This is a genomic window from Oligoflexus tunisiensis, from assembly GCF_001748245.1.
GTDB classification, from domain to species: domain Bacteria; phylum Bdellovibrionota_B; class Oligoflexia; order Oligoflexales; family Oligoflexaceae; genus Oligoflexus; species Oligoflexus tunisiensis.
Genome location: NZ_BDFO01000001.1, coordinates 1,093,182 through 1,116,937, shown reverse-complemented (window position 1 = coordinate 1,116,937; position 23,756 = coordinate 1,093,182). Strand labels below are relative to the sequence as shown.

At 54.7% G+C, this 23,756-nt stretch carries 22 protein-coding genes; 14 read left to right on the top strand and 8 right to left on the bottom strand.

What is annotated here, in order from left to right:
• Positions 1–98 precede the first annotated feature (98 nt).
• Positions 99–1,922, top strand: coding sequence for a Hint domain-containing protein (locus OLTU_RS04920; protein ID WP_141731641.1), 1,824 nt, complete (start codon positions 99–101; stop codon positions 1,920–1,922).
• Between the two features lie 173 nt (positions 1,923–2,095).
• On the top strand, positions 2,096–2,302 hold the full coding sequence (locus OLTU_RS04915) for a hypothetical protein (protein WP_141731640.1): 207 nt from the start codon (positions 2,096–2,098) through the stop codon (positions 2,300–2,302).
• An 11-nt stretch (positions 2,303–2,313) separates the two neighbouring features.
• Here the strand turns inward: OLTU_RS04915 and trpA are convergent, their stop codons facing one another.
• The 7 genes from trpA to OLTU_RS04880 are packed head-to-tail and all read right to left on the bottom strand — an operon-like array spanning position 2,314 to position 8,815.
• Positions 2,314–3,126 carry a tryptophan synthase subunit alpha gene (gene trpA / locus OLTU_RS04910; RefSeq protein WP_141731639.1) on the bottom strand — a complete coding sequence of 271 codons (813 nt, stop codon included), beginning with the start codon at positions 3,124–3,126 and terminating at the stop codon, positions 2,314–2,316.
• The gene (trpB, locus tag OLTU_RS04905; RefSeq protein ID WP_141731638.1) at positions 3,123–4,298 is read right to left on the bottom strand and encodes a tryptophan synthase subunit beta; all 1,176 of its coding nucleotides are present in this window, start codon (positions 4,296–4,298) and stop codon (positions 3,123–3,125) included. Before trpB ends, trpA begins: the two co-directional genes overlap by 4 nt.
• Positions 4,282–4,923 carry a phosphoribosylanthranilate isomerase gene (locus OLTU_RS04900; protein WP_176736336.1) on the bottom strand — a complete coding sequence of 214 codons (642 nt, stop codon included), beginning with the start codon at positions 4,921–4,923 and terminating at the stop codon, positions 4,282–4,284. Before OLTU_RS04900 ends, trpB begins: the two co-directional genes overlap by 17 nt.
• The gene (gene trpC / locus OLTU_RS04895; RefSeq protein WP_141731636.1) at positions 4,913–5,725 is read right to left on the bottom strand and encodes an indole-3-glycerol phosphate synthase TrpC; all 813 of its coding nucleotides are present in this window, start codon (positions 5,723–5,725) and stop codon (positions 4,913–4,915) included. The genes OLTU_RS04900 and trpC overlap by 11 nt, the downstream gene beginning before the upstream one ends.
• Positions 5,722–6,723, bottom strand: coding sequence for an anthranilate phosphoribosyltransferase (gene trpD, locus OLTU_RS04890; protein ID WP_141731635.1), 1,002 nt, complete (start codon positions 6,721–6,723; stop codon positions 5,722–5,724). Before trpD ends, trpC begins: the two co-directional genes overlap by 4 nt.
• Positions 6,720–7,307: an anthranilate synthase component II gene (locus OLTU_RS04885; RefSeq protein ID WP_141731634.1), complete on the bottom strand. Its 588-nt coding sequence runs from the start codon at positions 7,305–7,307 to the stop codon at positions 6,720–6,722. The genes trpD and OLTU_RS04885 overlap by 4 nt, the downstream gene beginning before the upstream one ends.
• Entirely contained in the window at positions 7,304–8,815 is a 1,512-nt protein-coding gene (locus OLTU_RS04880; protein ID WP_218109843.1) for an anthranilate synthase component I family protein, read from the bottom strand. The genes OLTU_RS04885 and OLTU_RS04880 overlap by 4 nt, the downstream gene beginning before the upstream one ends.
• 521 nt (positions 8,816–9,336) lie before the next feature.
• On the opposite strand from OLTU_RS04880, the gene OLTU_RS04875 reads away from it, so the two are divergent.
• The 7 genes from OLTU_RS04875 (at position 9,337) to OLTU_RS04850 (ending at position 17,293) form a co-directional block, all read left to right on the top strand.
• A complete protein-coding gene (locus OLTU_RS04875) occupies positions 9,337–10,776 on the top strand; it encodes a sigma-54-dependent transcriptional regulator (RefSeq protein ID WP_141731633.1) in 1,440 nt (479 codons plus the stop codon).
• A 12-nt stretch (positions 10,777–10,788) separates the two neighbouring features.
• On the top strand, positions 10,789–10,956 hold the full coding sequence (locus OLTU_RS31770; protein ID WP_176736335.1) for a hypothetical protein: 168 nt from the start codon (positions 10,789–10,791) through the stop codon (positions 10,954–10,956).
• Between the two features lie 12 nt (positions 10,957–10,968).
• The gene (locus OLTU_RS04870; RefSeq protein WP_141731632.1) at positions 10,969–11,814 is read left to right on the top strand and encodes a hypothetical protein; all 846 of its coding nucleotides are present in this window, start codon (positions 10,969–10,971) and stop codon (positions 11,812–11,814) included.
• Between the two features lie 68 nt (positions 11,815–11,882).
• Positions 11,883–12,533 carry a hypothetical protein gene (locus OLTU_RS04865; protein ID WP_218109842.1) on the top strand — a complete coding sequence of 217 codons (651 nt, stop codon included), beginning with the start codon at positions 11,883–11,885 and terminating at the stop codon, positions 12,531–12,533.
• Entirely contained in the window at positions 12,517–13,524 is a 1,008-nt protein-coding gene (locus tag OLTU_RS04860; RefSeq protein ID WP_141731630.1) for a hypothetical protein, read from the top strand. The genes OLTU_RS04865 and OLTU_RS04860 overlap by 17 nt, the downstream gene beginning before the upstream one ends.
• On the top strand, positions 13,437–14,255 hold the full coding sequence (locus OLTU_RS04855) for an alpha/beta fold hydrolase (RefSeq protein ID WP_141731629.1): 819 nt from the start codon (positions 13,437–13,439) through the stop codon (positions 14,253–14,255). Before OLTU_RS04860 ends, OLTU_RS04855 begins: the two co-directional genes overlap by 88 nt.
• Before the next feature lie 8 nt (positions 14,256–14,263).
• Positions 14,264–17,293: an ATP-binding response regulator gene (locus OLTU_RS04850; RefSeq protein WP_141731628.1), complete on the top strand. Its 3,030-nt coding sequence runs from the start codon at positions 14,264–14,266 to the stop codon at positions 17,291–17,293.
• Here OLTU_RS04850 and OLTU_RS04845 read toward each other — a convergent pair.
• Positions 17,273–18,223, bottom strand: coding sequence for an NAD-dependent epimerase/dehydratase family protein (locus OLTU_RS04845; protein WP_141731627.1), 951 nt, complete (start codon positions 18,221–18,223; stop codon positions 17,273–17,275). The two genes, OLTU_RS04850 and OLTU_RS04845, sit on opposite strands and share 21 nt — an antisense overlap.
• Before the next feature lie 214 nt (positions 18,224–18,437).
• Here OLTU_RS04845 and OLTU_RS04840 point away from each other — a divergent pair, with 214 nt between their 5' ends.
• The 5 genes from OLTU_RS04840 to OLTU_RS04820 all read left to right on the top strand — a co-directional run bounded on the left by OLTU_RS04840 (position 18,438) and on the right by OLTU_RS04820 (position 23,725).
• Positions 18,438–20,039, top strand: coding sequence for a biosynthetic peptidoglycan transglycosylase (locus OLTU_RS04840; protein ID WP_141731626.1), 1,602 nt, complete (start codon positions 18,438–18,440; stop codon positions 20,037–20,039).
• Positions 20,040–20,224: 185 nt separating this feature from the next.
• Positions 20,225–21,169, top strand: a complete 945-nt coding sequence (locus OLTU_RS04835; RefSeq protein WP_141731625.1) for a fatty acid desaturase family protein — start codon at positions 20,225–20,227, stop codon at positions 21,167–21,169.
• A 5-nt stretch (positions 21,170–21,174) separates the two neighbouring features.
• Positions 21,175–22,092 carry an iron-containing redox enzyme family protein gene (locus OLTU_RS04830; RefSeq protein WP_141731624.1) on the top strand — a complete coding sequence of 306 codons (918 nt, stop codon included), beginning with the start codon at positions 21,175–21,177 and terminating at the stop codon, positions 22,090–22,092.
• A gap of 16 nt (positions 22,093–22,108) precedes the next feature.
• Positions 22,109–22,813, top strand: coding sequence for an SDR family oxidoreductase (locus OLTU_RS04825; RefSeq protein WP_141731623.1), 705 nt, complete (start codon positions 22,109–22,111; stop codon positions 22,811–22,813).
• Between the two features lie 24 nt (positions 22,814–22,837).
• Entirely contained in the window at positions 22,838–23,725 is an 888-nt protein-coding gene (locus tag OLTU_RS04820; protein ID WP_141731622.1) for a DMT family transporter, read from the top strand.
• The last annotated feature ends 31 nt before the right edge of the window (positions 23,726–23,756 follow it).

Sequence of the window (23,756 nt, the reverse complement as noted above, 5' to 3'; positions counted from 1 at the left end):
CTTTCATTCCCTAAGGTAAGGGTCCCCCCCATCATCCTTTCCGGCATTTTTCCGACACTGTCCGCAGGAAAAATGCAATCAGGGCTTGGAGGGGACCAATGGCATTTCATACCCAACCTGGTGAACAGGGCTCGGCTGGCGTCACGACTTTGGTCGCGCTGGCGGCTCTGGCACTGACCAGCATTTATGTGATGGCCAATCAGCGCAAGGTGAATGACTCGGTGCAGCATGCCCGGGTGAAGGCCACTCAGGATGCCGCTTCGCTTTCCAACATGAATGCGGTGGCTCAGTTCAAAGCACTTCTGAATAACGGCAAGGTGGACAACGAATACCTTCCGGCGCTGTTCCCCCAAAACTACTGGCTGGCGGATTGGCGTCAGATGACGAAGAATCCCAGAATTCCAACCGATGACGTGGCCTTGAAGGACAATGGCTGGATCAGGATGAGCCTCGTCGATACCGGAGATGTGGCCGGTCCTGCGCTTGAAAATGTTTTCGCCGGCTCCAAAAGTCAGACGGCTCTGAAACAACAGGACGGTTATGTCCGCATTCTGAAGGCCAACTTCAAGCGATCCATGGACTATGATTATGTGGAATCTGTCGATGTTGAGGTCAAAACCAACAAAACGGACAAGGGTCAGAGCAGCAGCCTGACGAGCAAGGCGCGCATTCCAGTGCCGGTGCCGCAGCCCTACAATCCCATTCTGCAAATCAGTCCCGCTGGAACCAATCTCTGGTCGACTGATTTCAGCAACATCGGCATCGGTGAATATGATCTGCGGGTCATCGGCTCGGGAGTGGTCTATAAAGCGGTGATTTATGTGAATAATGATCCGATCGAACTCAGTGTCTTCAACAAGGACACCGGCGAGCCCACCAATCACCGCGCGACCAATGTCCTGGCGCGCAACGAGGTGGTGGGAACCACACGCTATCAGTTCGTGGGTTTTGATGGGGATCCTGCCACCTGCTCGATGACGCCGGCTAACGGTCAATACACGATTCGCGCTGTGCTCTACAATGCGAAAGGCACAGTGTCCGAAGCCCCGCTTCATGAAGTTTCGCATTCGTTCACGCTCGCCAGTGACTGGGACCAGGGCAGGGATCTGTCCGACGCCGAATTCAAGGCCGCCTGCAAGGACGAATGCCCCTATTATGAGGGGGACACCTATAAGACAGCGGCCATCGCCGACATTCAGGATCGAAAGTATGGAGACTACGCACGTGACCATCAGCTGGTGATGCGCAACAGCCAGCTCAAAATCAAAAGTGTCAAATTCTGTGAAAATATCCGTAATCCGGCTGAACAATTTCTGGCGAAAAACGGTCGGCTGCCCACCAACTTTGATGAACTGGGCAGCGTGGGCTGGCAGTCACTGGAATACGTTTATTACACAGTGCCGAGCTGCAAGCGCAAGTTTCTCTTCGTGCGGGGAGCCTGTGGCTGCTTTGCCGAGGAAACCATGATCACGCTGGGTGACGGCAAAACGCAAAAGCGCATCACCGAACTTACCGAGCGCGACCTGGTTTGGAATCCCATCACCCGTCGGGCACAGGCCATCACCCGCATGACGCGTGGACCGGAGAAGGTTCCCATGCTGGATATTCAGATTGAAGGCAAGACCGTGCGTGTCACCGGAACCCATCCCTTCCCAACCCAGCAGGGTCCAAAAGCCGCTTTTGAATTGCAGGAAGGGGATCGCGTGCGGACGGAAAAGGGAACCCTGGGTGTGATTCAAAAAATTGCGAGCGCCCCGGTCGAGGGCAAGGCACCCGTGGTCTGGAACCTGGAGCTGGAAGCCGGGGACGATCTGCGGGATCATTATGTCCTCGCCAACGGTGTGGTCACGGGGGACCTCTACATTCAAACCCGCCTGCAGAAAAATATGTCAGGTACCGATCGGTGGGTTTACGAAAAATAGATCTTGCAAACGCCTGGCGGGAGTCTTATCGTTTGACTCAACAAGGATTTGTGGCCGATTGCAGCTTTCTCTGCTAAAGTGCCGAAACGATGCGCAAATATGCCAAACCTTGGGTTTGGCTTTTTTTGTTTCATCGCAAATCCTCGCAACAATACTGTTGGCGGAGGAAATCTATGTTCCGGGATGCGGGACCTGTACTGGCTTCCTGTCATGACACCTTTGAAATCAAAACCACTCCCTGGAAAGCCTGGCATGCTCTGGAAGGCGATCCGCTGAGTCGCGAAAAGCTGGAGTTTCGCCTGGGTCTGATGATTCAGCTGCTGCTGCGTTCAGAAGGCGGCGACGCCCTGGCTCGTGAGGAGCTCAAGGCGATCAGCTGAACCGCCGCCATTCAGGAACGAAAATTCTGATCCAGAGCCGCACGGATGCTGCTTGCAAACGCACGCACACCTTTGAGGCGGGTGCTGGCGTCGGCCCCTTCCTCAATGAGCTTGACGATGGCACTGCCGATGATAATGCCGTCACCCAATCGGGCGGCTGCGACGGCCTGCTCGGGATTGGAAATGCCGAAGCCGACCATCACCGGTTTTTTCACAAGGCGTTTGACGAGGCTCATCTCCTGATCAAGGCTCTGGGACAGCTGTGACTGCATGCCGGTCACGCCCGTGCGGGAGACATAATAGACAAAACCTGAGGACTGTTCATCCACATGCTGCAGGCGCTTTTCATCGCTGGTGGGCGAAGCCAGAAACACGGTATCAAGGCCGGCGGCCTGCATCATGCGACGGTAGGCGTCGGCTTCCTCGGGTGGAAAGTCGACAATTAAAACGCCATCAGCGCCTGCAGCCCGGGCTTTGTTTGCAAAATTCTCAAAGCCCATGCGATAGATGGGATTCAGATAGGAAAAGATCACGAGGGGTGTTTGATCGTTTCCTTTGCGGAAGACGGCCACCTCATCCAAAATTTTCTGCAGACTCGTCCCCGAGGCCAGCGCGCGTTCGGCTGCTCTTTGATTCGTGGGACCATCGGCCAAAGGATCGGAAAACGGCACACCGAGTTCGATGATATCCACTCCCGATGTCGCCAGCGCCTGAGCGAGGGTCATGGTTTCCGCAAGATTGGGATCACCGGCCGTGATATAGGCCACGAAAGTTTTCCTGCCTTCCTGCTGACGCTCCCGAATCACCTTCTGCAAACGACTCATCCGACGCCTCCTTCCAAATCCTTGTCACCACGACCCGAGAGATTCACCAGAAGAATTTTATCCTTGGCCAGGGTCGGGGCCTGCTTCAGGACGTAGGCTATCGCATGGGAACTTTCCAGCGCGGGTATGATACCTTCCAAGCGGGACAGAAGACGGAAGGCCTCGAGCGCCTCCTGATCGGTGGCATAGGTATACTGCGCGCGTCCCGTTTCATGCAGAAGGGCATGCTCCGGTCCCACGGCTGGATAATCCAGACCAGCGGAAATGCTGTGCGTATCCTGGACCTGACCGTCATCATTTTGCAAAAGCCAGGTAAGGGCTCCATGCAAAACACCCAGCTGGCCGCCTGCAAAACGCGCCGCATGCTGTCCGAGCACAATGCCATGCCCACCCGCTTCCACACCGGTCATTTTCACCGCCGTATCCTGCAGGAAAGGGTGAAAAAGTCCGATCGCATTACTGCCACCGCCCACGCAGGCCACGAGTTCATCCGGCAGACGGCCGGCCGCTTCCAGAATTTGGGCGCGGGCCTCTTCACCGATGACCTTGTGAAAATCCCGCACCATTTGCGGATAAGGATGCGGTCCAAGAGCGGAACCGAGACTGTAGAATGTGGTGCGCACGTTGGTCACCCAATCACGCATCGCTTCATTCACGGCATCCTTCAAGGTTTTGGCTCCGCTTTCCACCGGCACCACCGTGGCCCCGAGCAAACGCATGCGGCGCACGTTCAGAGCCTGACGGGCCATATCCACGCTGCCCATATACACCTGACATTCCAGGCCCAAAAGTGCAGCAGCTGTCGCAGTCGCCACCCCGTGCTGACCCGCTCCGGTTTCCGCGATGATGCGCGTCTTGCCCATGCGCTGGGCCAGAAGCACCTGACCCAAGGCATTGTTAATTTTATGGGCTCCGGTATGAGTCAGGTCCTCGCGTTTCAAATAAATCTGCGCTCCACCCAGATGCCCGGTCAGCCGACGGGCAAAGGTCAGAGGTGTGGGGCGCCCGACATAGGTATGCAGGAGATGTTTCAATTCCGCTTGAAACGCAGGGTCCTGGGAAAAGCGTTGATACGCCTCCTCCAGTTCCATCACGGGACGATAGAGGGTCTCCGGAACATAGCGCCCACCATAACGGCCGTAGTAACCGCGTGCATCAGGGTTTTGAGCCATGGGGATTCCTTAGCTGAAAAAGTTTGCGTAGTTTATCGGCGTTTTTGATACCCGGCGAGACTTCGACCCCTGACGAAAGGTCAAAGGCAAAGGCCGGGACGGCTGCAGCGGCTGCCTGCAGGTTTTCGGGATGAAGACCACCGGACAGAATCAAAGGCCGGGAACTTTGAATGCTGGCGACGAGGGACCAGTCCGTTGTATGACCGGTGCCACCGTACTGTCCTGCAACCGCAGCATCAAACAGAAAGGCCTCGATAGTGGGTTCGAAAGCTGGCAGTTCCAAAAGCTGATCGGAGCTGCGCAGGCGGAAGGCCTTCCACAGTCGTGTGCCGCTCAGGCTCTGACAGAACGCGGGCGTTTCATCTCCGTGGAGCTGCACCGTATCGAGTCCTGAAATTGCCAACGTGTTGTGAATATGATCGGTGGTGGCATTCACAAAGACGCCGACCTTGCGCTCAGGGACCAGACCTTCCGCAGCGAGATCGTCCAGAATCCGCCGCACAGCTGCGGCCGTGATGTAACGTGGGCTTTTCTCATGGAAGATAAAACCGAGAGCCCAGGCTCCGAGTTGCAGGGCCAGACGCGCGTCTTCTGTTCGTGTGATGCCGCAGATTTTAATGCGCATGACGTATGAGCCTCGCCAGGGCATCACCAGGACGACCGGTCCGCATGAGGCTCGTTCCCACCAGAAAGCCGTGAAAGCCTTCCGCGTGCAGGCGGTGCATATCCTCGTGAGTTTCGATGCCGCTTTCACAAATCAGACGCGCACCCGCCGGAGCCATGGGCCGCAGCTGCAGGGACACATCAAGGGAAATGCTGAGATCCTTGAGATTGCGATTATTAATGCCCACCAGATCGGCACCGATGCGCGTGGCGATGGCCATTTCCTCGGCATTATGCACTTCCACCAGCGCGGTCAAGCCCAGCTGCCGTGCCGTGCGCAGGATTTCAGCGGAGCCCTGCTCACCGAGCAAGGCCACGATGATAAGGATGGCGTCCGCTCCTGCGGCCTTGGCCTGATACAGTTGATAGGGATCAATGATAAAATCCTTTTGCAAAAGATAGGCTTCCGGATAAGCCGCGCGGATGGCTTTCAGATATTTGATATCGCCTTTGAAAAACAGGGGTTCCGTGAGTATGGAAAGGGCGGCGGCGCCATTCTCGAGATAGGCTCGGGCCACATCCAAAGGCTGAAGACCTGGAGCAATATCGCCGCGTGAAGGACTGGCCAGTTTGATTTCCGCGATCACATTGAATCCGCGTCGATCAAAGAGCGCCCGAAAATCCTTCGGCTTCCATCCGGAGGCTGCGATACGGGCCAGCAGATCCTGCTCGCTTTCCTGAGCGCGATCCCGTTTCACACGTTCCGCGACAGTCCTTCCTATTTTATGCAAAACACTGCTGGCTGTTTTATCCTGTTCACTCATACAAACGCTCGTATTTTTTCCAGAGTTTGAAAGGCGCGTCCACTGTCGATGACCACCGCGATCTGGTCCGCTCCTTCGCGCCAGGAACTGGCCCGTCCGCTGACCACCAGAGCCGCTCCGGCGTTCATGACCACGATATCACGCCGGGGGCTGCGCTCCCCATGCAGGATCGCTTCGATGATCCGTGCGTTGGCTTCCTTGTCACCGCCTTTCAAGGTTTCGAGCGGAGCGCGGGCGACACCAAAATCCTCGGGACTGAGAGTGAAATGTTCGATCCGTCCATCCTTGAGCTGCGACACGCGGCTCGGACCGGAAAGGCTCAATTCATCCAGACCGCCGTCACCGCATACGACCAGGGCCGATTCCGCTCCCAGTTTTTGCAGAGCCGCGGCCATCATGGGTACCAGATCGGGATCGAAGACGCCCACCACCTGATGCTTCACGGGCGCTGGATTGGCCAGAGGACCCAGCAGATTGAAAACCGTCCGCACACCCAAAGCCCGCCGCACCGGGCCCACATATTTCATTGCGGGGTGATAATGCGGAGCAAAGAGAAACGCGAAACCGCAGGCATCGATGGCCGCAGCCGCTCGATCGGGCTGAAGGTCGATGGCCACGCCGAGAGCTTCCAGCACATCGGCGCTCCCGCAGCGACTGGAAACGGCGCGGTTGCCATGCTTGCAAACACCAAGACCGGCGGCAGCCAGAACCAGGGCATTGCAGGTGGAGATGTTGAAGGTTTCCGCTCCGTCGCCGCCTGTGCCGCAGACATCAATCAAATCCGGACGTCTCGGCTGCAGGGCCACGGCATGCGCGCGCATGCTGCTGACACAGCCGACGATTTCGTCGACCGTTTCCCCCTTGCCGGCGAGCGCCCCTAGAAAACCTGCGGTTTCCTCGACGCTGACTGCGCCCTGCATGATCAGGGAGGTGGCAGCCGCAGCCTCCTCGCGGGTGAGATCCTGGGATTTGAAGAGCTTTTGCAAATAGGCTTTCACAGTTTGGTTCCTCGCTTGGCAGCCAGATCGAGAAAGTTTTGCAGCATATCCATTCCCTTTTGGGTCACATAGGATTCGGGATGAAACTGCACGCCTTCCACGAGATAACGTTTATGTCTGAGCCCCATGATCATACCATCATCCGTGGTCGCCGTGATTTCCAGGCAATCGGGCAGCGACTTGCGCTCCACGATCAGGGAATGATAGCGGGTCACTTCCAGGGGATTCGGCAGACCTTTGAAAACACCCTTGTTCGCATGCTGAATCATCGAGGTCTTGCCATGCATGAGCTTGCCGGCACGGATGACCTTGCCGCCAAAAGCCTGGCCGATCGATTGATGACCCAGGCAGACGCCGAGTATGGGAATTTTTCCGGCATAGGTGGTGATGGTTTCGAGCGTGATACCGGATTCATCCGGTGTGCCGGGACCCGGGGACAGAACGATGGCCTCCGGTTTCAGACGGGCCACATCCTTGACCGCGATCGCATCATTGCGCACGACCTTCACCCTGGCACCAAGGCAACCCAGATACTGATAGATGTTATAGGTAAAGGAATCGTAGTTATCGATCAGGAGTATCATCCGCGGCCCTCCTGCACTTTCTCAGCGACCGCCACCGCAGTCCGCACGGCCTTGGCCTTGTTCAGCACTTCCTCGTATTCCTTGATCGGCTTGGAATCCGCCACGACACCGGCGCCTGCCTGAGCATAACCGTAGCCATCACGCAGAAAAAGACTGCGAATCGTAATGCAGGAGTTCAGATCACCGGCGAAATCCTTGCAAACCACGGCGCCTCCATAGGGACCGCGGGCCTTTCCTTCCAAACCGGCGATGATTTCCATCGCCCGAATTTTCGGAGCGCCTGTGAGCGTTCCTGCGGGAAAACAGGCTCCAAACGCTTCCCAGCTGGATGTGCCTGATTTCAACTGGCCTGCCACCAGACTCACGATGTGCATAACGTGCGAATAGCGTTCGACATGCATGAAGCTTTTCACATCCACCGTGCCCGGTTTCGCCACTCGTCCGATATCATTGCGCCCGAGGTCCACCAGCATCAGATGCTCCGCGCGCTCCTTGACACTGGCCAGGAGATCGCGTTCCATCCTGCGATCCTCCTCGGCGTCCTTGCCCCGCGGCCTTGTGCCAGCGATGGGGCAGGTTTCCACGGTGGATCCCGTCGCCCGCATCAGCATCTCAGGCGACGAGCCGAGCAGAATTTCATCTCCAAAGCCCAGATAATAAAGATAAGGCGAGGGGTTGATCATCCGCAGGATGCGATAGATCGTAAAGGAATCCGCTTTCACCGGGAAACGGAAACGATCCGACAGCACGCATTGAAAGATATCACCGCGGCGGATATGTTCCTTGATGGTGCCCACGGCTTCAATATAGCGTTCCTGTCCCAGCATCGTTTCCGCAGCGACCGGCTCGATCTGAGCGAGATCCGACAGCGAAACGTCCAGAATTTCATCCGGTCCCGCAGCCGTCAGCAGGCGCTTCTTAATTTCCATGAGCCGCTGTTCGGCTGCAGGGACGGCAGACTCCAAACCCGACTCATCACCGGGTATCAGGGTCACAATATAAAGACGATGCCGCAGGCGATCGAATGCCAGGGTTGTACCAAAAAACATAAAGTTCAGCTCGTTCGGAGCGTTGCCGGACTCGGTCGCGGGCAGACGTTCCAGATAGCGCACACAATCGTAGCCAAAATATCCGATCGCGCCCCCGACAAAAGGGGGAAATCCAGGGTGCTTTGGCGTCTTATAGCGTTCCAGATAGGCTCCAACCGCAGCGAAACTCGTCTCCTGGGTTTCCTTCTGGTTCGTGATGAAATTGTGAAAGGTGAGCTGTCCGTCTTTGCTGATCAAGGAAGCAAAGGGATCAATGCCAAGATAGGAGTAGCGACCAACTTCTTCGCCACCATCGGCACTTTCGAGCAGAAAGGTGTGGGTGGACCCGCTTGCGCGCAGGCGCAAGAAGGCATTGACGGGCGTGAGTGTATCCGCTGGAATTTCGATCCCGACCGGTATCAGCGGAAACCCACGCTGCGCCAAACCCCTGATTTCCTTGAGGGTTGGATAGATATTCACAATGTCTCCAGGCTATATTAAGCAAACTGAACATCCTGAATGCGAGCGTGGCCTTGGGTCTGCTTTACTCAGACTTTGTAAATTTCGTACTACGATTCGCCTGAGGTGACAAGGAGCTTTTGCCTTAGGGCGCAAGGCTTTGTCCTCGTCTGTTCCCTTATAAACGTAATGCCTGGCAGAAGGCTGGAAGGATCTTGCGCTTTCAGCCAGCCTGGCGTCTTCACGGATGGGGGCGCCGCTGCGGCTTTCAGCCGCCTATGGCTATTTTACCCCAGGCTGGGCCCGGTTCTCCACCCTTTGATGAAGGGGGGAAGGCGTTATGGTCTGCGCCTGGCCGATTCTGTGCGGAACGCTGGACACTTGTCCAGGACTGAAGACATGGTTTTCGTGTTCACGACCCGCACTTGATTTGCCAGGTCGCTGCTGGTGGCCTTGAAGATGGATGAGATCCATGGCTCCTATCTTGCAACACCTGTGCGCCCGAGCATGGAACGGTTTTTTTCAGGTACCAAGGCAAGCTGATGACGCGACGTAAACCGGTAATTCTGGTGGTAGAGGATCTAGGGTCTGAACTGGAAAAGTATCTGCGTTTTTTGCACGAATTCCAGTTTGAGGCTTTGGGTGCAAGAAGCTTAAGCGATGCGATGGCGATTGTGAGTCAGCAGCATGTCGACCTGATTCTCACTGATCTGTATCTCGGAGCGGACGAGAACAATCCTACAGGTTTGAGCCTCATTACCCAGGCCCGCGAGGAAGCCCCCCGACTGCCTATCGTCGCCATGTCTTTGGATCCCAGAGTAGACATTGCCATCGAAGCGCGGAAACGCGGCGCCGAACAGATGATTCGCAAGCCCATCAAAACCGCGGATGAGCTGGCCATTCATGTCAAGCGTGCTTTGGAACCGCAGTCGATGCCCCTCCCTGCTGCCTGGCCACAAAACCTGACGCCAGCTCAGGAAGCGATGCGGAGAAAATATCCTGACGGCATCGTGATTTCCGAGGAAAACCTACGTTTTGTCGAACTCGTCGCCAACAATCCGGAACTGGTCGTCTGCATCTATGGCGAGACGGGAACGGGCAAGGAAGAGATCGCCAGACTCATCCATCGGCGCCGTTCGGCTCGGCAGAATACGCCGTTTATTTCGCTCAACTGTGCGAACCTTCAGGGTGAGCTGCTGCTCTCGACGCTGTTCGGCCACAAAAAAGGGGCGTTTACCGGTGCTCTGGAAAATTCCGTAGGCGCCATTGGGCAGGCCGATGGCGGCATCCTGTTTCTCGACGAAATCCACCGCCTCTCAGGCACAGCCCAGGAGATGCTGCTGCGCGTTCTCAATAACGGCAGTTACCAGCGTGTGGGCGATACCAAGGAGCTGAAGTCAAGCTTTCAGATCCTCATTGCCAGCACCAGGAATTTGGATCAGGAAGTTGAAAATGGGTCCTTCCTCATCGATTTGCGCATGCGGCTCATCGGACTGGAAATCAATCTGCCGCCTCTGCGTGAACGCAAGGATGAGATGGAGGATTTCATTCAACTGTTCTTTGCAAGGCAGGACAAACCCGTAAGCCTGTCACCGATCGAATCGCAAAAATTGACCGCTCTCTGCAAAAAATTCCATTGGCAGGGCAATATTCGGCAGCTCTATAAGGTTCTGCAGGTTTTCGTCATCATGGCGAGCATGAACAACGAACCGCTCCAGGCCGACCGAATTCCTATCTATAAGACCATGCATCCGCCTGGTGAAGACGGGAATTCAGAAGCCCTGTCCGCGGTGGATGAAGCGATCGGTCTGCTGCGCGCCTGCCAGCGTGAGGACCACCCCCTGGAGCATCTGGTGGCTGCGGTTGAAAAAGTGGCCATCTCCACAGCTTTGCAGCGCCATACGACGATCGCCGATGCCTGCAAAGCCCTGGGGATTTCACGAAGCAATATCGACTTAAAGAGAAAAAAATATCTGATTTGATGGATTGATCCGATGCGTAAAGTTCATAACTATTTGAATGCCGCTCTATCTCTGAACAACATCGCAGAAATGCTTCAAGTTTCAGAATCATACAGCGATGAAGAGAAGTCCATGATCCGGGAGGAGCTCGAAATGATACTCCGTTTCCTGGAAAAGGAACTCCAGGAATTAAAAACATAGGAAACACATGAGATGGGACAAAAAAAGCACCTGGATACTCGGGAAAAACTGATTGCAGGTTTTGAACAGCAAATCCGAACATTTTTTCAACGGCATCGTCCGGAGGATTCCATCCTGATCCTCGACAGCACGGGACCCAGCGCGACCCGGCACTATCTGTTTTTGCGAGCCCTCGGGATGGATCGCTTGCAGCGTATGAAAGCCGTTCATGGATTCTCAGGCGGCGCCTTCGCTTATTTCGGCTTCCAGGCGGTTCACCAGAAGGCCCTGCAGATGCCCATTGAGAACTTCTACCCTTCTTTCGATCGCATCTTCCGTCGCTGTCATCATCGGCACCTTCTTTCCCCGGTTCAAGCCTTTGGCAATATGGCTCTGAAGCGCCGGAGCGCTTTCCCTCCCCAGGTCCTCGACAATGTGCTCCGGTCGATCTTTGCCGAAGAGTTTCTGAACCGCAAACTGTCGTCCCTACCTCGAAACTTTGTGCCTTATATCGGTATCAGGAACCAGGATGGAGTTGCGAATGCACGCGAGATTCTATCCGACGATCATTCCGTGCGCGATCTGCTCCTGGCTGTGTGTCGGGTACCAGCCTTCTATGGCTCACCGACCTGCGAGCAGCCATACTTCGATGCCGCCTTTGCCAAAGGCTACCGAACCGCTCTTCATAACATGACAGCCTCGGGGACTCCGGCTTTGGTTTCGACGCCCTGGCGCGAGGGCTATAAAGGTCAATCCCTTTATGTCAACTGCTTCGGCCATAGGCATCAAAAATGGTCCATGTTCAAGGACTTCACCCTGCTGATGTTGAACCTTCCCAACCGGAACTATCAGCACGATCTGGAGGCTGCCTTCGCATGATCCTGACTCACTCCTTGCTGATAAGCGATGGGGCCCATTCAAACCGGAGTCCCAGGGAAAAAAAGGAAATGGCGCTGCTCCTGGCTCAAACAGCATGGGGTGAGACCATCATTCAACCGGCTCTCGAAAAATTGCGTTCCATGTTCGATTATGCGCCGGTCAAGCGCATAATCGACAGCCAGCTGGTGGATGAGAAAAGACACGAGCGCCTCTATTGGCAGATGGTGCGAACCCTCGATCCTGAATTCCGACGGCTGGCGCCCCCTCGTTACTATCAAAGACTCGGCGAAATGGTGGACGCGAGCCCTTCGCCCTTTGCGCTGATATCCATGCTGCACGTCTGTCTTGAGTCGTTTGCCATGGGCGCTTTGGTTTACAGGGGTCTGGTTTGCCAGGACACTGCGATTCAGGAACTGGATCACGCGGTCGTCATCGACGAACAACGGCATTTGGCGTTTGGTCCCACGCTTGCCGCCTGCCTGCGTGATGAGCAACATACCGCGTCCCGCTCCAGTCTGTTTCAAACTGTGCGTGAGGTGCATGCGGTTTTTCAGGAAGACGACATAGTCGAGCAGTTGCGCCACCACCTGGGATGCGATGAGCCGGTCAACCCTATCGGGCTGGACCTTTATCGCACATCCTGTGAACGCAGCTGGATGCAGCAATTCAAACAGCTGCTGAGGGCAGCATTCCAGGATTACCATGCAGCTCATTCTTAACGGTACCAATCAGTTTTTTTTCCGGCATGGTCTTCGGTCGCATTGTCGGTATATTATCCGACCTCATGCCCTGCACAGAGGGAAATTAACGGAGCGCAGCCTTCGCCTGAGTGTGGAACAGCATCGGGACGCTCTGCAGACCTATATTCGGCACCAGGGCTGGAACTGTTCCGTGGATGACATGATCCACAGCATTCGTGTGCATAGCTACGATGAAGGCAAGGCCTTATGCGTCGACCTCCCGCATTATCTTGTGGATGCTCAGCGGGGTCTGCTGCAGGTGGAAGCCAGCCTTTCCCTCCCCAATTCACATGAGACGTCCCCTCCGCCACTGCCTGACGCCTGGCATGAAGACTTTCATGTTTTCACCAGGCCGCTGTCCGCTCTGGATCTGCCGCCATCCTGCACTTTTTTGCAGCATTTCCTGCGACATCTGCGACTGGAACCCGGCCAGGCCCTGCGGCTGGCCAAAACAATCGATGACTCCATTCCTTATGAGTTGGGCTTCGGCAACAACTTCGTCACGCTGGATTTGAGTGAACGTCAGCTTCAAAAACTGCAGGCCTTGCCGAAACAGATTTGGAAACGCTATCTCGACGTTGCCACCCGGAAAGCTCTAGGGGAACCATCCGCACCCGAGGACATGCCCCGGCTGCCAGTCGTGACGAGCGTCGGCCGGTTGCCCCATCTTGCCATGCCGCTTCCTCAACTCTGTGAACTGGCGCAGGATCTTTACATGTTTCCAACCGCCGTCCCTTTCAGTTCCCTCACGATAACGCTTTACACCCTGGGAAGTCTGGTTTACTGCATACTTTCCGGCGTTCAGGACAAGGCCCTGGGGGATCGCCTGAGCCTGGCTCTGCTCGATCAGGGCTATACGGTCAAACATCAAGGAGCATCATTATGCAGGTCAAAAGAAGTGGCAAAGCCAAAGGGATTCATTACCAGCAGTGGACCAGCGAGCAGCCCGGGCAACCCGTTCTTGTCCTGATCATGGGTTACTCCGGAAGCATCGCGTCCTGGACCGAGGATTTCCTGGACGACCTTCATAAAACGTTTGATCTGGTCCTTCTCGATAACCGTGGCACAGGCTATAGCTTTCATCCGGAACAGATTGAAGATATCACAATCGCCGCCATGGCCGATGATGTTCACGAGGTCGTTCAGGAACTTGGTTTGCAGCGATTCCATGTGTTGGGGTATAGCCTAGGTGGCTGTATCGCGCAGCAGTATGCCGCTGTTTATCCGGAACAGGTGCAGTCTTTGATCCTGTTATCCACCACAGCCGGAGGATCCCTTTATGCCGCTCCTGACAAGGATTTCCTAAGCAACCTGGAGAGCCCCAAGGGCACAACACCATGGGAAATGGCGCTGCACATGTGGGGCCTTTGCCTCTCAGAAGCCCGGGTGGAAAAGCATAAGGAAGCCCTGGGCGTGATCCATGAACGGCAGATGCAAAAACCCACGCCGCGTCGTACTTTTGCAGGTCAAATGAAAGCTTTCCGCAGTTTCGCAGCTGAGAAGCTGTTTCCGGACGGCTGCCCCTTGCCTGTTACGATCATCTCGGGCACGAATGATCGGCTGATGCCTCACAGGAACTCACTCCTCCTGCAGCAGTACTATCCGAACAGCCGTCTCATCGAGATCGAAGACTGTGAGCACCTGCCCTATTTGGAAGAACGCGATGCTTTGATTCAAGCCATTCAATCCATATTGGCCTGAGGTACCTGATGCCTGGCAAGGGATTTTTTTCGAGATTTCTGCGAATCTTTGTCGATCAGGACCAGGAAGCCCTCGCGCAACTGCCCCTGCCGCAGGAAATCAAGGACTTCTGGAAATTATCCTGGAGCGGACAGCTCCGTGAAGCCTTTCATTGGGCTGAGAAGATGGATACCGGGTCATTGCCTTCGAAATTTCAGGATATTATTCAGGCGGATCGGATGCTGCTCGGTGTGAAGATCGGCCTTGGGCTGCCTTCGCCGCAGCCGTCGTTTGCAGCGACCAGCTTCGCCAATCTTATTCTGAATTATGCGCTGTTTTCACATTACTTCTGGATCGACCATCGACGCGCCTATCGCGCCCTGATTTGCATGACCTGGATTTCGCTGTTCTACCCTTTTAGCAAAGCGTTTTGGACCGGATTGTTTCTGCTCGGGCATCTTTTGAGCATCTCAGGTCATGGCTGGATCGGACACCATCTGGCCAAGCTTATCTTTACTCTCACGATGCGCAACCGGGTGAGGAACCGACCGATTCCCAGGTTTTCTGAAAATATCATCCTGGCGGCATATCCTTATACGAACTTTGTCAACAATCGGCTCGATGTCGTGCCGAGTCTGGCGGAACGTATCATTCCGCTGCTGCCGCCCGATCCGTATTATCACACGATATTTCAGGTGTCCTGTCTCTATGCCTATTCCTACTCGGGTGATATCGTTCGCACGGAGATTTTCTCAAGTCTCTTTAAGAAACTCCATCAGGAGAAGAAACTCCTTCGCTACGAGCCCATCTCCCAGATCATCGCTTTCCTGCCTGTGGTTTTAAGAGGCTATGCGCACGTGATCGCGGATGACTTTCACGAGACTTTGAAAGCGCATCACGCCCAGGGCAAGGATCCTGCCATCAATTCCCAGTTCTTCCGCATTGCCGCTCTGATCCAGCTGCACCTCAGGCTTTATGACGACGCTTTGGAAAGCATCGAACAGGCGATTCAGTACCGTATCATGTCCCGCTTCCATTCCTGGCAGCGCTTGGACCAGAAGATCAAGCGGGCAGCCATGATGCGTGAGGAACCCTATAAGCTGGACATTATTTGCATCAAGAACCAGCATCTGTCGGGGCCGCACGTGAATTATTTCCTCACGCGCCTCATCCTGGAAATCAAGAATTTTGTCTCGCATCCGGAAATGTTCAAGGATAATCTTCGTGATATCCTGGCGTCACACTTTTCGTGGACCCAGATCTATACACTCAGGGAATTGCCGACCGTCTATACATCAGACCCCATCCTCAAGGTCGACGGCCACTATCTGGTTTTCAAGGGTCTGCCGCCCGATCGGGCGCGATTCATCAAAAATATCCTGGCTGATTTAAGCCCCTACATTGCAAGCCTGGAGAAGTCGCAACGGCAGATACGCATCATGAATGATCGCATGGCCGGTGTTTCCACCATGATAACCATCGCTCAAACCACGCAGATGCTCGCTCATGATGTCCGCCAGCCCTTTTCCCTGACGCAGAGTTTGCTGGACCAGCTGCGGCAGGCGACCAGTTATTCTGAAGTGATGTCCTATGTGAACGAATACAGCCCCGAGATTGAACGCTCTCTCTTTAAAGTCAATGACATGATTGCTGATGTCATGGAGGTAGGCGGCAAGAGCCGAATGCAGTCGGAAGCCACGGATCCTGAATCTCTCATCACCAGCGCCCTGCTCGATATGTTTCGTCATTCACCGGATCGCCCCCTGTGCTTTGACTATGACTTCCAGCATAGGCACAGGGTCCTGATCGATAGCCTGAAAGTCTCAAGGGTTGTGACGAACATCATCAAGAATGCCTTGGAAGCCATGCAAACCCCGGGACGTCTTTGGTTCAAGACCCGGGAACGGGATGTCTGCATTGAATTTGTGATTGGCAACAGCGGCAGTTATATTCCCGAGGAACAGAAAGCATCGCTCTTTGATGCCTTCTATACGCATGGAAAGAACAAGGGAACCGGCCTGGGCCTTGCCATCGCGAAGAAAATCATCATCGCTCACGGCGGAGAGATCTGGTGCGAGTCGAGCCTGGAAAAAGGCACGGAGTTCTTTTTCACGCTGAAGGCGGCACCGGATCGGGTGGAAGAGACGTCACGTATCCTGCCTCGAACGATCGAGGACATTAAGGAGTATTTCTCACCCGTGAACCGGCCGGATCCTCCGGAGCTGGACGCGGAGCTGGAATTGGAACGCAGCCTAGGCCAGCGCATGAAACGCCGGTTTCATGTTTTGATTGCCGATGATGAGGCCATTTATCGAAAGGTTCTCCATAAGCAGTTGGTCAAATCCCGTGATCTGACCGGGAAACTGGTTGTGCAGCTTCACGCCAGCGCCACGGAAGCCCTCAGTCACTGGCCGTCCTTTCATCCTGATCTGATCATCATGGATATAAATTTTGGCATCCATCAGCTCGATGGTCTTTCGGCTGTTCGTCAGATGCGAGCGGAAGGCTGCAAGGCAACGATTTGCATCCATTCCCATCGGGATACCCTTGAATGTCATGAAGAGGCCCATCAGGCGGGAGCGGACTGCTTTGCCGCCAAGCCCATGTCCCGGGTGGTCCTGCTCGATATGCTCCGCTCCTTGCTCGACCAGGAGCCGCCATCAACGGAAGCCTCGACTGTGCCCAGAAAATTTGTCCTGGTGGAGGACAGCCCCCTTCTGCGCTATCAGTGGTCCTTGAATTCAAACTTTAAACTCCTCGAGGCGTTTGATAATCCGAGTGCGTTTGAATCCAGTCTGCAGCAGAATCAATTCCTCATGCAGCAAATGGATTTTGTGATCATGGATCGACATTTCGAAAATGAACGTGAAGCCGATGGTCTGATGAGCATCCGTTGGCTGCGCTCGCAAGGGTATCGCGCCCCGGTCTTTCTGAGCTCAAACAGCGAACTGCATCCGTCGCTGGCTGCCGAGCTTGATGTCATCGCCATTGCCAAACAACCGAGGCAGGCCGTCCAGCAAATTCTGGCCTGCCTCACCTCAGGATCTTCGCGCGAGTAACGCCTGGGCTGTTTCCTGAATACCCACCCTGTAGGGTGTGGGTGTGATGTTAAATCGCTGGCAGATCTTGGTGGAATCAACTATGTAATCGATCTCGTGCTGATAGATCATCTCCTCAATTTCGCGAATCAGCGGGTTCATGGCGCCGCCGACCCGGGTCATCCATCGCCTGAGAATAAAAGACTTCGGCTTCAGCCCCAGTTCACGAGCGGCCTCCTCAATAAAGGCCCGGCCCGTATAAGGTTCGGTGGCCGTCGGCAGGTGCCAGACCTGGTTCCATACGTCCTCCTCCTGAGCCAGGAGAATCAGGCCGCGGCTCGCGTCGCGGGTATACGCATAGGAGTGCTTCGTCTGATCATCCGCCAGGCAAAGAGCCTTGCCGGATCGGATCAGCTGATCGAACACCAGCGTATTCGGTATGCCGTTGACCGCATGCGGACCGTAAAAGTCGGCCGAGCGCGCGATGAGGGCCTGCAGATGCCCGGACTGCACCTCCTGTAAAAGCTCGGTGGCGATGCGGGCGCGAATCTCCCCCTTCTTACTGCAGGGATTATAGGGTGTGTCCTCGGTCATCGGCCCCCGGACCTGGCCATACATGCAAACGTTATCAAAGAAGATGAGCCTGGCCCCATGACGTTTGCAGCCCTCGATTACGTGACGCATGATGGACGGCCATTGATCCTCCCAAACGTGCGTGTCATACTGCAGATCCAGGAGCAGATAAACCACATCGGACCCTTCGATGGCGGCGATGGCCTCATCCCGTCGGGCAAGGTCGGCGCTCCGGCTGTCCGGTCCTGCCTCCGGGCTGGGGTGAACCCTTCGCACACGGTGATCGGTAGCCTTCAACTCCTTCCAAAGGCTGTGGCCGATGGCCCCTCCAGCGCCGAGTATGGTATGAACTTTCCGCTGACTTCCTGTCTCTGTCATCGCTCGGGCTCCTTTGAAATCCCACGAAAATAGCCGAGGTTTGCCCACGACCACCGTTCATGGCAAAATGCAACAAGGCCTTTGCAAAAGAGACACCATTTCAGAGCTGGTTTTTTCCCAGTGATATCATGGGAGCAAAGCAGACAGAGACAGAACATTCGCGAAATATGGCGAACAGCCTCCTTTTAAAAACGAAGCATGCGGCAGGACTATCATGGCAAACGATTCAGGCCGAACCTGGAAGATCATTATCCTCAGCCTCGGCTGTGGGCTGGTTCTATTGGGAGGAAGCTTCTCCTTTGTGAAGCGCGCGCTGGAAGAATATCTTGAAACGGCACTCGCGGCTAAACTTGCCACAATAGAACAGCTGAGCTTTGGGCTGGGACGGATTGCCCTGGGCTGGGGCGGAGTTCACATTGATCAAATTTCCGTGCGTCGGGCCGCGCCGGAGAAAAGCCCCGAAATCCTCCTGACCGACGTCAACGTCAAGGCTGATGGAAAGGTCCTGTTTCGGGGATTCATGCCGATCGATCAACTGACCATTGCCCGGGTTGGCCTGGGTGCGGAGGGCTATCCCGCTCTCACCGGGATCGTGGCCTCCCTGGAGATGATCGAAGAGAACAAAGGCGTCAAACTCAATTTTACCGGCGGCATGGATCAAGGTCAGGTTTCAGGCACCCTGCAACTGACCCGCCAGGCTTTCGGCATCAACCTTCAGGGTGATCTGAAGGGAAGGGGCCTGCGTTTGTTCCAGCCCCGGATCGCCAGGATACCTCTTGATAGTATTGATGCTGACCTCGTACTGAACGTTCGGCATGATCCGGCTCAGGATCAGCTGATCATTGATGAACTCAAAGTGAATTCCCGAGGCCTGTCCGGCGTTCTATCAGGAACCGTCCACCAAATCAGTCAGGTGCCGCGCCTGGCTCTGGTCCTGACCATTCCCAGCGTTCCCTGCCAGACGCTCCTCGATGCCCTTCCCAAACAGTTCATACCCGATCTGCAAGGCTTTCAGCTGGACGGAAACTATGCGGCTCAGTTTCATCTCGAGATCGATTATGCCAACCTTGAAAAGACGCGGTTGTCCGGTTATCGGGGTTTCCGGGATTGCCAATTCAAAGAGGCTCCCGCTCACCTGAGTCCGGAGCATTTGCAAGGCAGCTTTGAACATACGACCCGGCTCCTGATCGGAGAAAATCAAACCTTTCTCGTTGGACCGGAAAACCCGAACTATGTTCCATTTGCTCAGTTTTCCGATGCCCTTATCGGCGCCTTTTTAGCCACGGAAGATATCTCGTACTTCCAGCACAGTGGTTATGTCGCTGAGTCCCTGTCTCTGGCCATTGGTCTTAATCTTATGGAAAACCGCTTTGCCATGGGTGGCTCGACGATCACCATGCAGATGGTCAAGAACGTCCTCCTCAGTCATGAAAAAACCCTGTCGCGCAAGGTCCAGGAACTCTTTCTCACGGACTATGTCGAGCGCACGTTAGGCAAAGAGCGGATCCTGGAAATCTATTTGAATGTGATCGAATTCGGACCGGGGATCTTCGGCGTTGGCAATGCCGCACGGCACTTTTTCGACAAGGCCGTGACCGAGTTAAACCAACTGGAAAGTGTGTATCTCGCCTCCATCATCTATAGTCCCAGACGCCACTACCCTGCCTGGCGTCGCGGTGAAATTTCCAAAAAATGGGACCAGCATTTGCGGCAGATCCTGAAGCTGATGCATGACAAGAAACTCATCAGCGAGGCCGACTACCTGGCCAGTCACGATCAAACCATTATCTTTCAAAAGCCTGCCCAGGACCTTTAGTCGCATCGATTCGTTTTTTCTAACGAACGACTTCCTAAAGACTAACGAACAGAAGCCGATCCCACCTCAGGACTTCTGACTCAACCGCTTGCAATACCTTACAAAAATATTTCTGGGTCCCGCGGCATGTGGCTTGCTTTATCGAAGCCGCAATCAATGCTTATTCCCTTCGTAAGGAGACACACATGCACGGACCAAATTTAAACATTCAACCCCCCAGTGGTGGAAGTCATGATGTCCACAGAATCAAGGCCGCACTGCCCCGAGACATCTATCAGGTCAACAGCCTGAATTTTGGAATCAAGGTGGCTCTCGCTTGCACACTCTGCGCGGTGGGCGTCCTTCTGATTTTCCAGAGCAGCATCATCCTGTCCCTCGTCGGTGCCGTCCTCACGGGCCTGATGATGGCGCATTTTGTGGAGCTCCAGCACCAGGCCCTGCATAATCATGGCTTCAAGCAGGCCAGGCTGAATCGATTGGTTGGGATCTTCCTCGGCATGCCTATGCTGATTTCCTTCAGCCACTATCAGGCCCGCCACCTCTGGCACCATCGCAAAGTCGGGACACCGGAGGATTCCGAATTCTTTGACTATAAGCTTGAGAACGGCAGGCTGACAATTCGCCAGCTGCTCAGTCACATGATTGACGTCACGATCCTTTATCGCTTCTTCAACTGCCTTAAGCTTTCCTTTCTCGGCCTGCCGCTCGATCAGGATATTCCCTATCGCCGGGAGGTTCTCAAGAAGATTCAATTTGAGTACAAACTCATGGGTCTGACCCTCTTCACCGCAGTGTTCCTGGCTTCCTGGTTCAATGCCTGGGATATCCTCCTCCGGGTCTGGTTTCTGCCCTTTATTCTCGTATCCGTTCCTGTCCATTTCCTCATTGAATGCCCGGAGCACATCATCTGCGATAAAATCGACGACCCGCTGCGGAATACGCGAACGATTCGCAGCAATCGATTCATGGAATGGTTTACCAACGGCAACAACTTCCATGTTGAGCACCACATGTTCCCGTCCATACCCATGAACCGGATGAGCGAAGTCCATCGTCTTGCCCAACCGTTCATCGTCTACCTGCACAGAAGTTATTTCGAATTCTTTAAATCCATTGCGACAAAAGGATAAATATCATGATGGCCAACCACTCGTCCCTGATCGATGCCTACAAAAACGATGAACTGCAGAATCAGCTCTTTCTGTCAGAATACTATGCGGCCTTAACGAGCGACCCTTCCAACCAGCACCTTGTGCCGGATGATGATGAGACTCTGCTGAAAGTCCGTCGGTTGGAGAATGGCTGGAATCTTTGGGAGGAAACACGTCTGGAAGGTGAAGACAGACCGACACGAGCCGAGGATTTCCTGCCCTGGTATCAGGACGTGTGCCGTGAAATTGATGACTGCGGCGAGCCTTTCTATAAATTTCTGGCGGACGAAGCGCCCATGGAAGGTCTGTCCTACTATTTCCTGCTCGAAGAGATGATCGATGGTGCCTTTGATGACACGATTGCCCTGGCTCAGATCGGCATCAAAGGGCCTGGCAAAATGTCCCTCGCCCGCAACTACTGGGACGAAATGGGCCGTGGTGACCCGGACATGGTGCATGGTTATCTTTTCAACAAAACCGCCCAGTATATGCGGCAGGTCCTGCAGAAAAAGGGCATTCAGTTCAAAAGCAATCTCACCATTCCCGGCTTGAAAAATGGCAATATGTTCTCGATGTGGTCGATGAGGCGGTCCTTTTCCTTAAGAATGCTCGGCGGTCTTGGCGTTCTCGAAGACACGGCCTCCCGTCGCTTCTCTTACGTTGTGAAAGCCTGCGAGCGCCTGAAGGTACCTGAGGACGCTTTGGTTTATGCCCGTGAACATGTTCATGTGGACGCCATACACGGCAAGGAGTGGGTGGAACATCTGATTCTGCCCATGATCACCGCAAAACCTGATTGTCTTGACGAACTCACCAAGGGCATATTGATTCGCAAGCACGTAACGGCTGAGTATTTGAACGGAACAGCACGTCAGATTCAGGATTTTCTGCACGTGGTTTAAGAAGGACCCATAATTTATGACAAATCGTGTCGCAATCGTTACCGCAAGTGGCAAAGGCATAGGAGCGGCCTGTGCCAGAAGGCTTCATGCCGAAGGTTACCATCTGGGCTTGATTTCACCCAGCGGCGGGGCTCAAAAGCTCGCCGAGGAGCTGGGAGGCTGCGTGGCTATCACGGGTGATATTACAGACAGCCAGGATTTACGAAGGATATTTGATGTGACGGTCGAAACCTTCGGCCGCCTTGATTGTGTGGTGAATAACACGGGACATCCCCCCAAAGGTGACCTGCTTGAGCTGACGCCTCAGCAATGGCAACTTGGGTTTGATCTCGTTTTAAAAACCGTCCTCGAAAGCTCCCGGCTTGCGGTGCCCCATTTTCAAGTCCAGGGAGGTGGATCCATCATTAATATCTCGTCTTTTGCAGCCTTTGAGCCCAATCTGAACTTTCCCATTTCGTCGGTTTTTCGGGCGGCTCTGGCATCGTATTCGAAACTTTTTAGTCAACGTTATGCGAAGCATGGTATTCGCATGAACAGTGTGTTACCTGGATTTGTCGACAGTTTTCCCGAAAAAGAGGAAATCGTGGCCGGAATCCCTGCGGGCCGTTACGGAAAAGTGGAAGAAGTTGCGGATCTGGTTTGTTTTCTGGCGGGGGAACAGAGGTCGTACATTCAGGGCGAGAACATAAAAATAGACGGTGGTTTGAGCCGAGGCTTGTAACACAGCGAAACGGGAGAATTTGCAATGAAGAGTCGTCATGTGGTGGACCTCCTGGTTCTGGGTGCCCTCTGGGGGGCTTCGTTCCTTTTCATGCGCCAGTCCGCGCCTGAATTCGGTCCCATTCCTTTGATTGCACTCCGGGTCGCCCTGGCTTCGCTCTTTCTGATTCCGATTCTGCTCGTCCGCAGGGTGCGTGTGGATATTCGCGGCCGCTGGCGTCCCCTAGCGATCGTCGGCGTGATGAATTCCGCCCTGCCCTTCTGTCTTTTTGCCTTTGCGACTCTATCAGTCTCAGCAGGATTTGCGGCCATCCTCAACGCAACAGCGCCTCTCTTTGGAGCCATCGTGGCCTTTTTCTGGCTTCAGGAGCGCCTGAGCTGGGAGCGCATCGTCGGTCTTTGCGTTGGTTTTCTGGGCATTGTGATTCTGGTTTCGAATAGGAGTACACTGAGCACAGGCGGCAACACTCTGGCTGTGGCCGCAGCCCTGGGGGCAACCTTTTTATATGGCGCTGGGGCCAACTATGCAAAACGATATCTTGCGGATGTTCATCCTTTGGCCGTTGCCACCGGCAGTCAGATTGCGGCCTCTCTCGCGCTTTTTCTGCCTGCTCTGTATGCCTGGCCCGCAGAGACACCTGGCTGGAACGCCTGGGTGAACGTACTGGTTCTGGCCGTGGCCTGCACCGGCTTCGCCTACATTCTTTTCTTCCGTCTTATTTCCAATATTGGTCCTTCCAAGGCGATCACCGTGACTTTCCTCATTCCTTTGTTTGGCATGCTTTGGGGGGTGATCTTTCTTCATGAGGAGGTCACCCTGAATATGATGGCCAGCTGCGGCGTTATCATTGCAGGGACCGGACTGGCCACAGGATTTATACGATTGCCGCAAAAGAAGGCGACGGCACACTGAATTGGCCCCGGCTTCCGAGCCTGCTCAACAG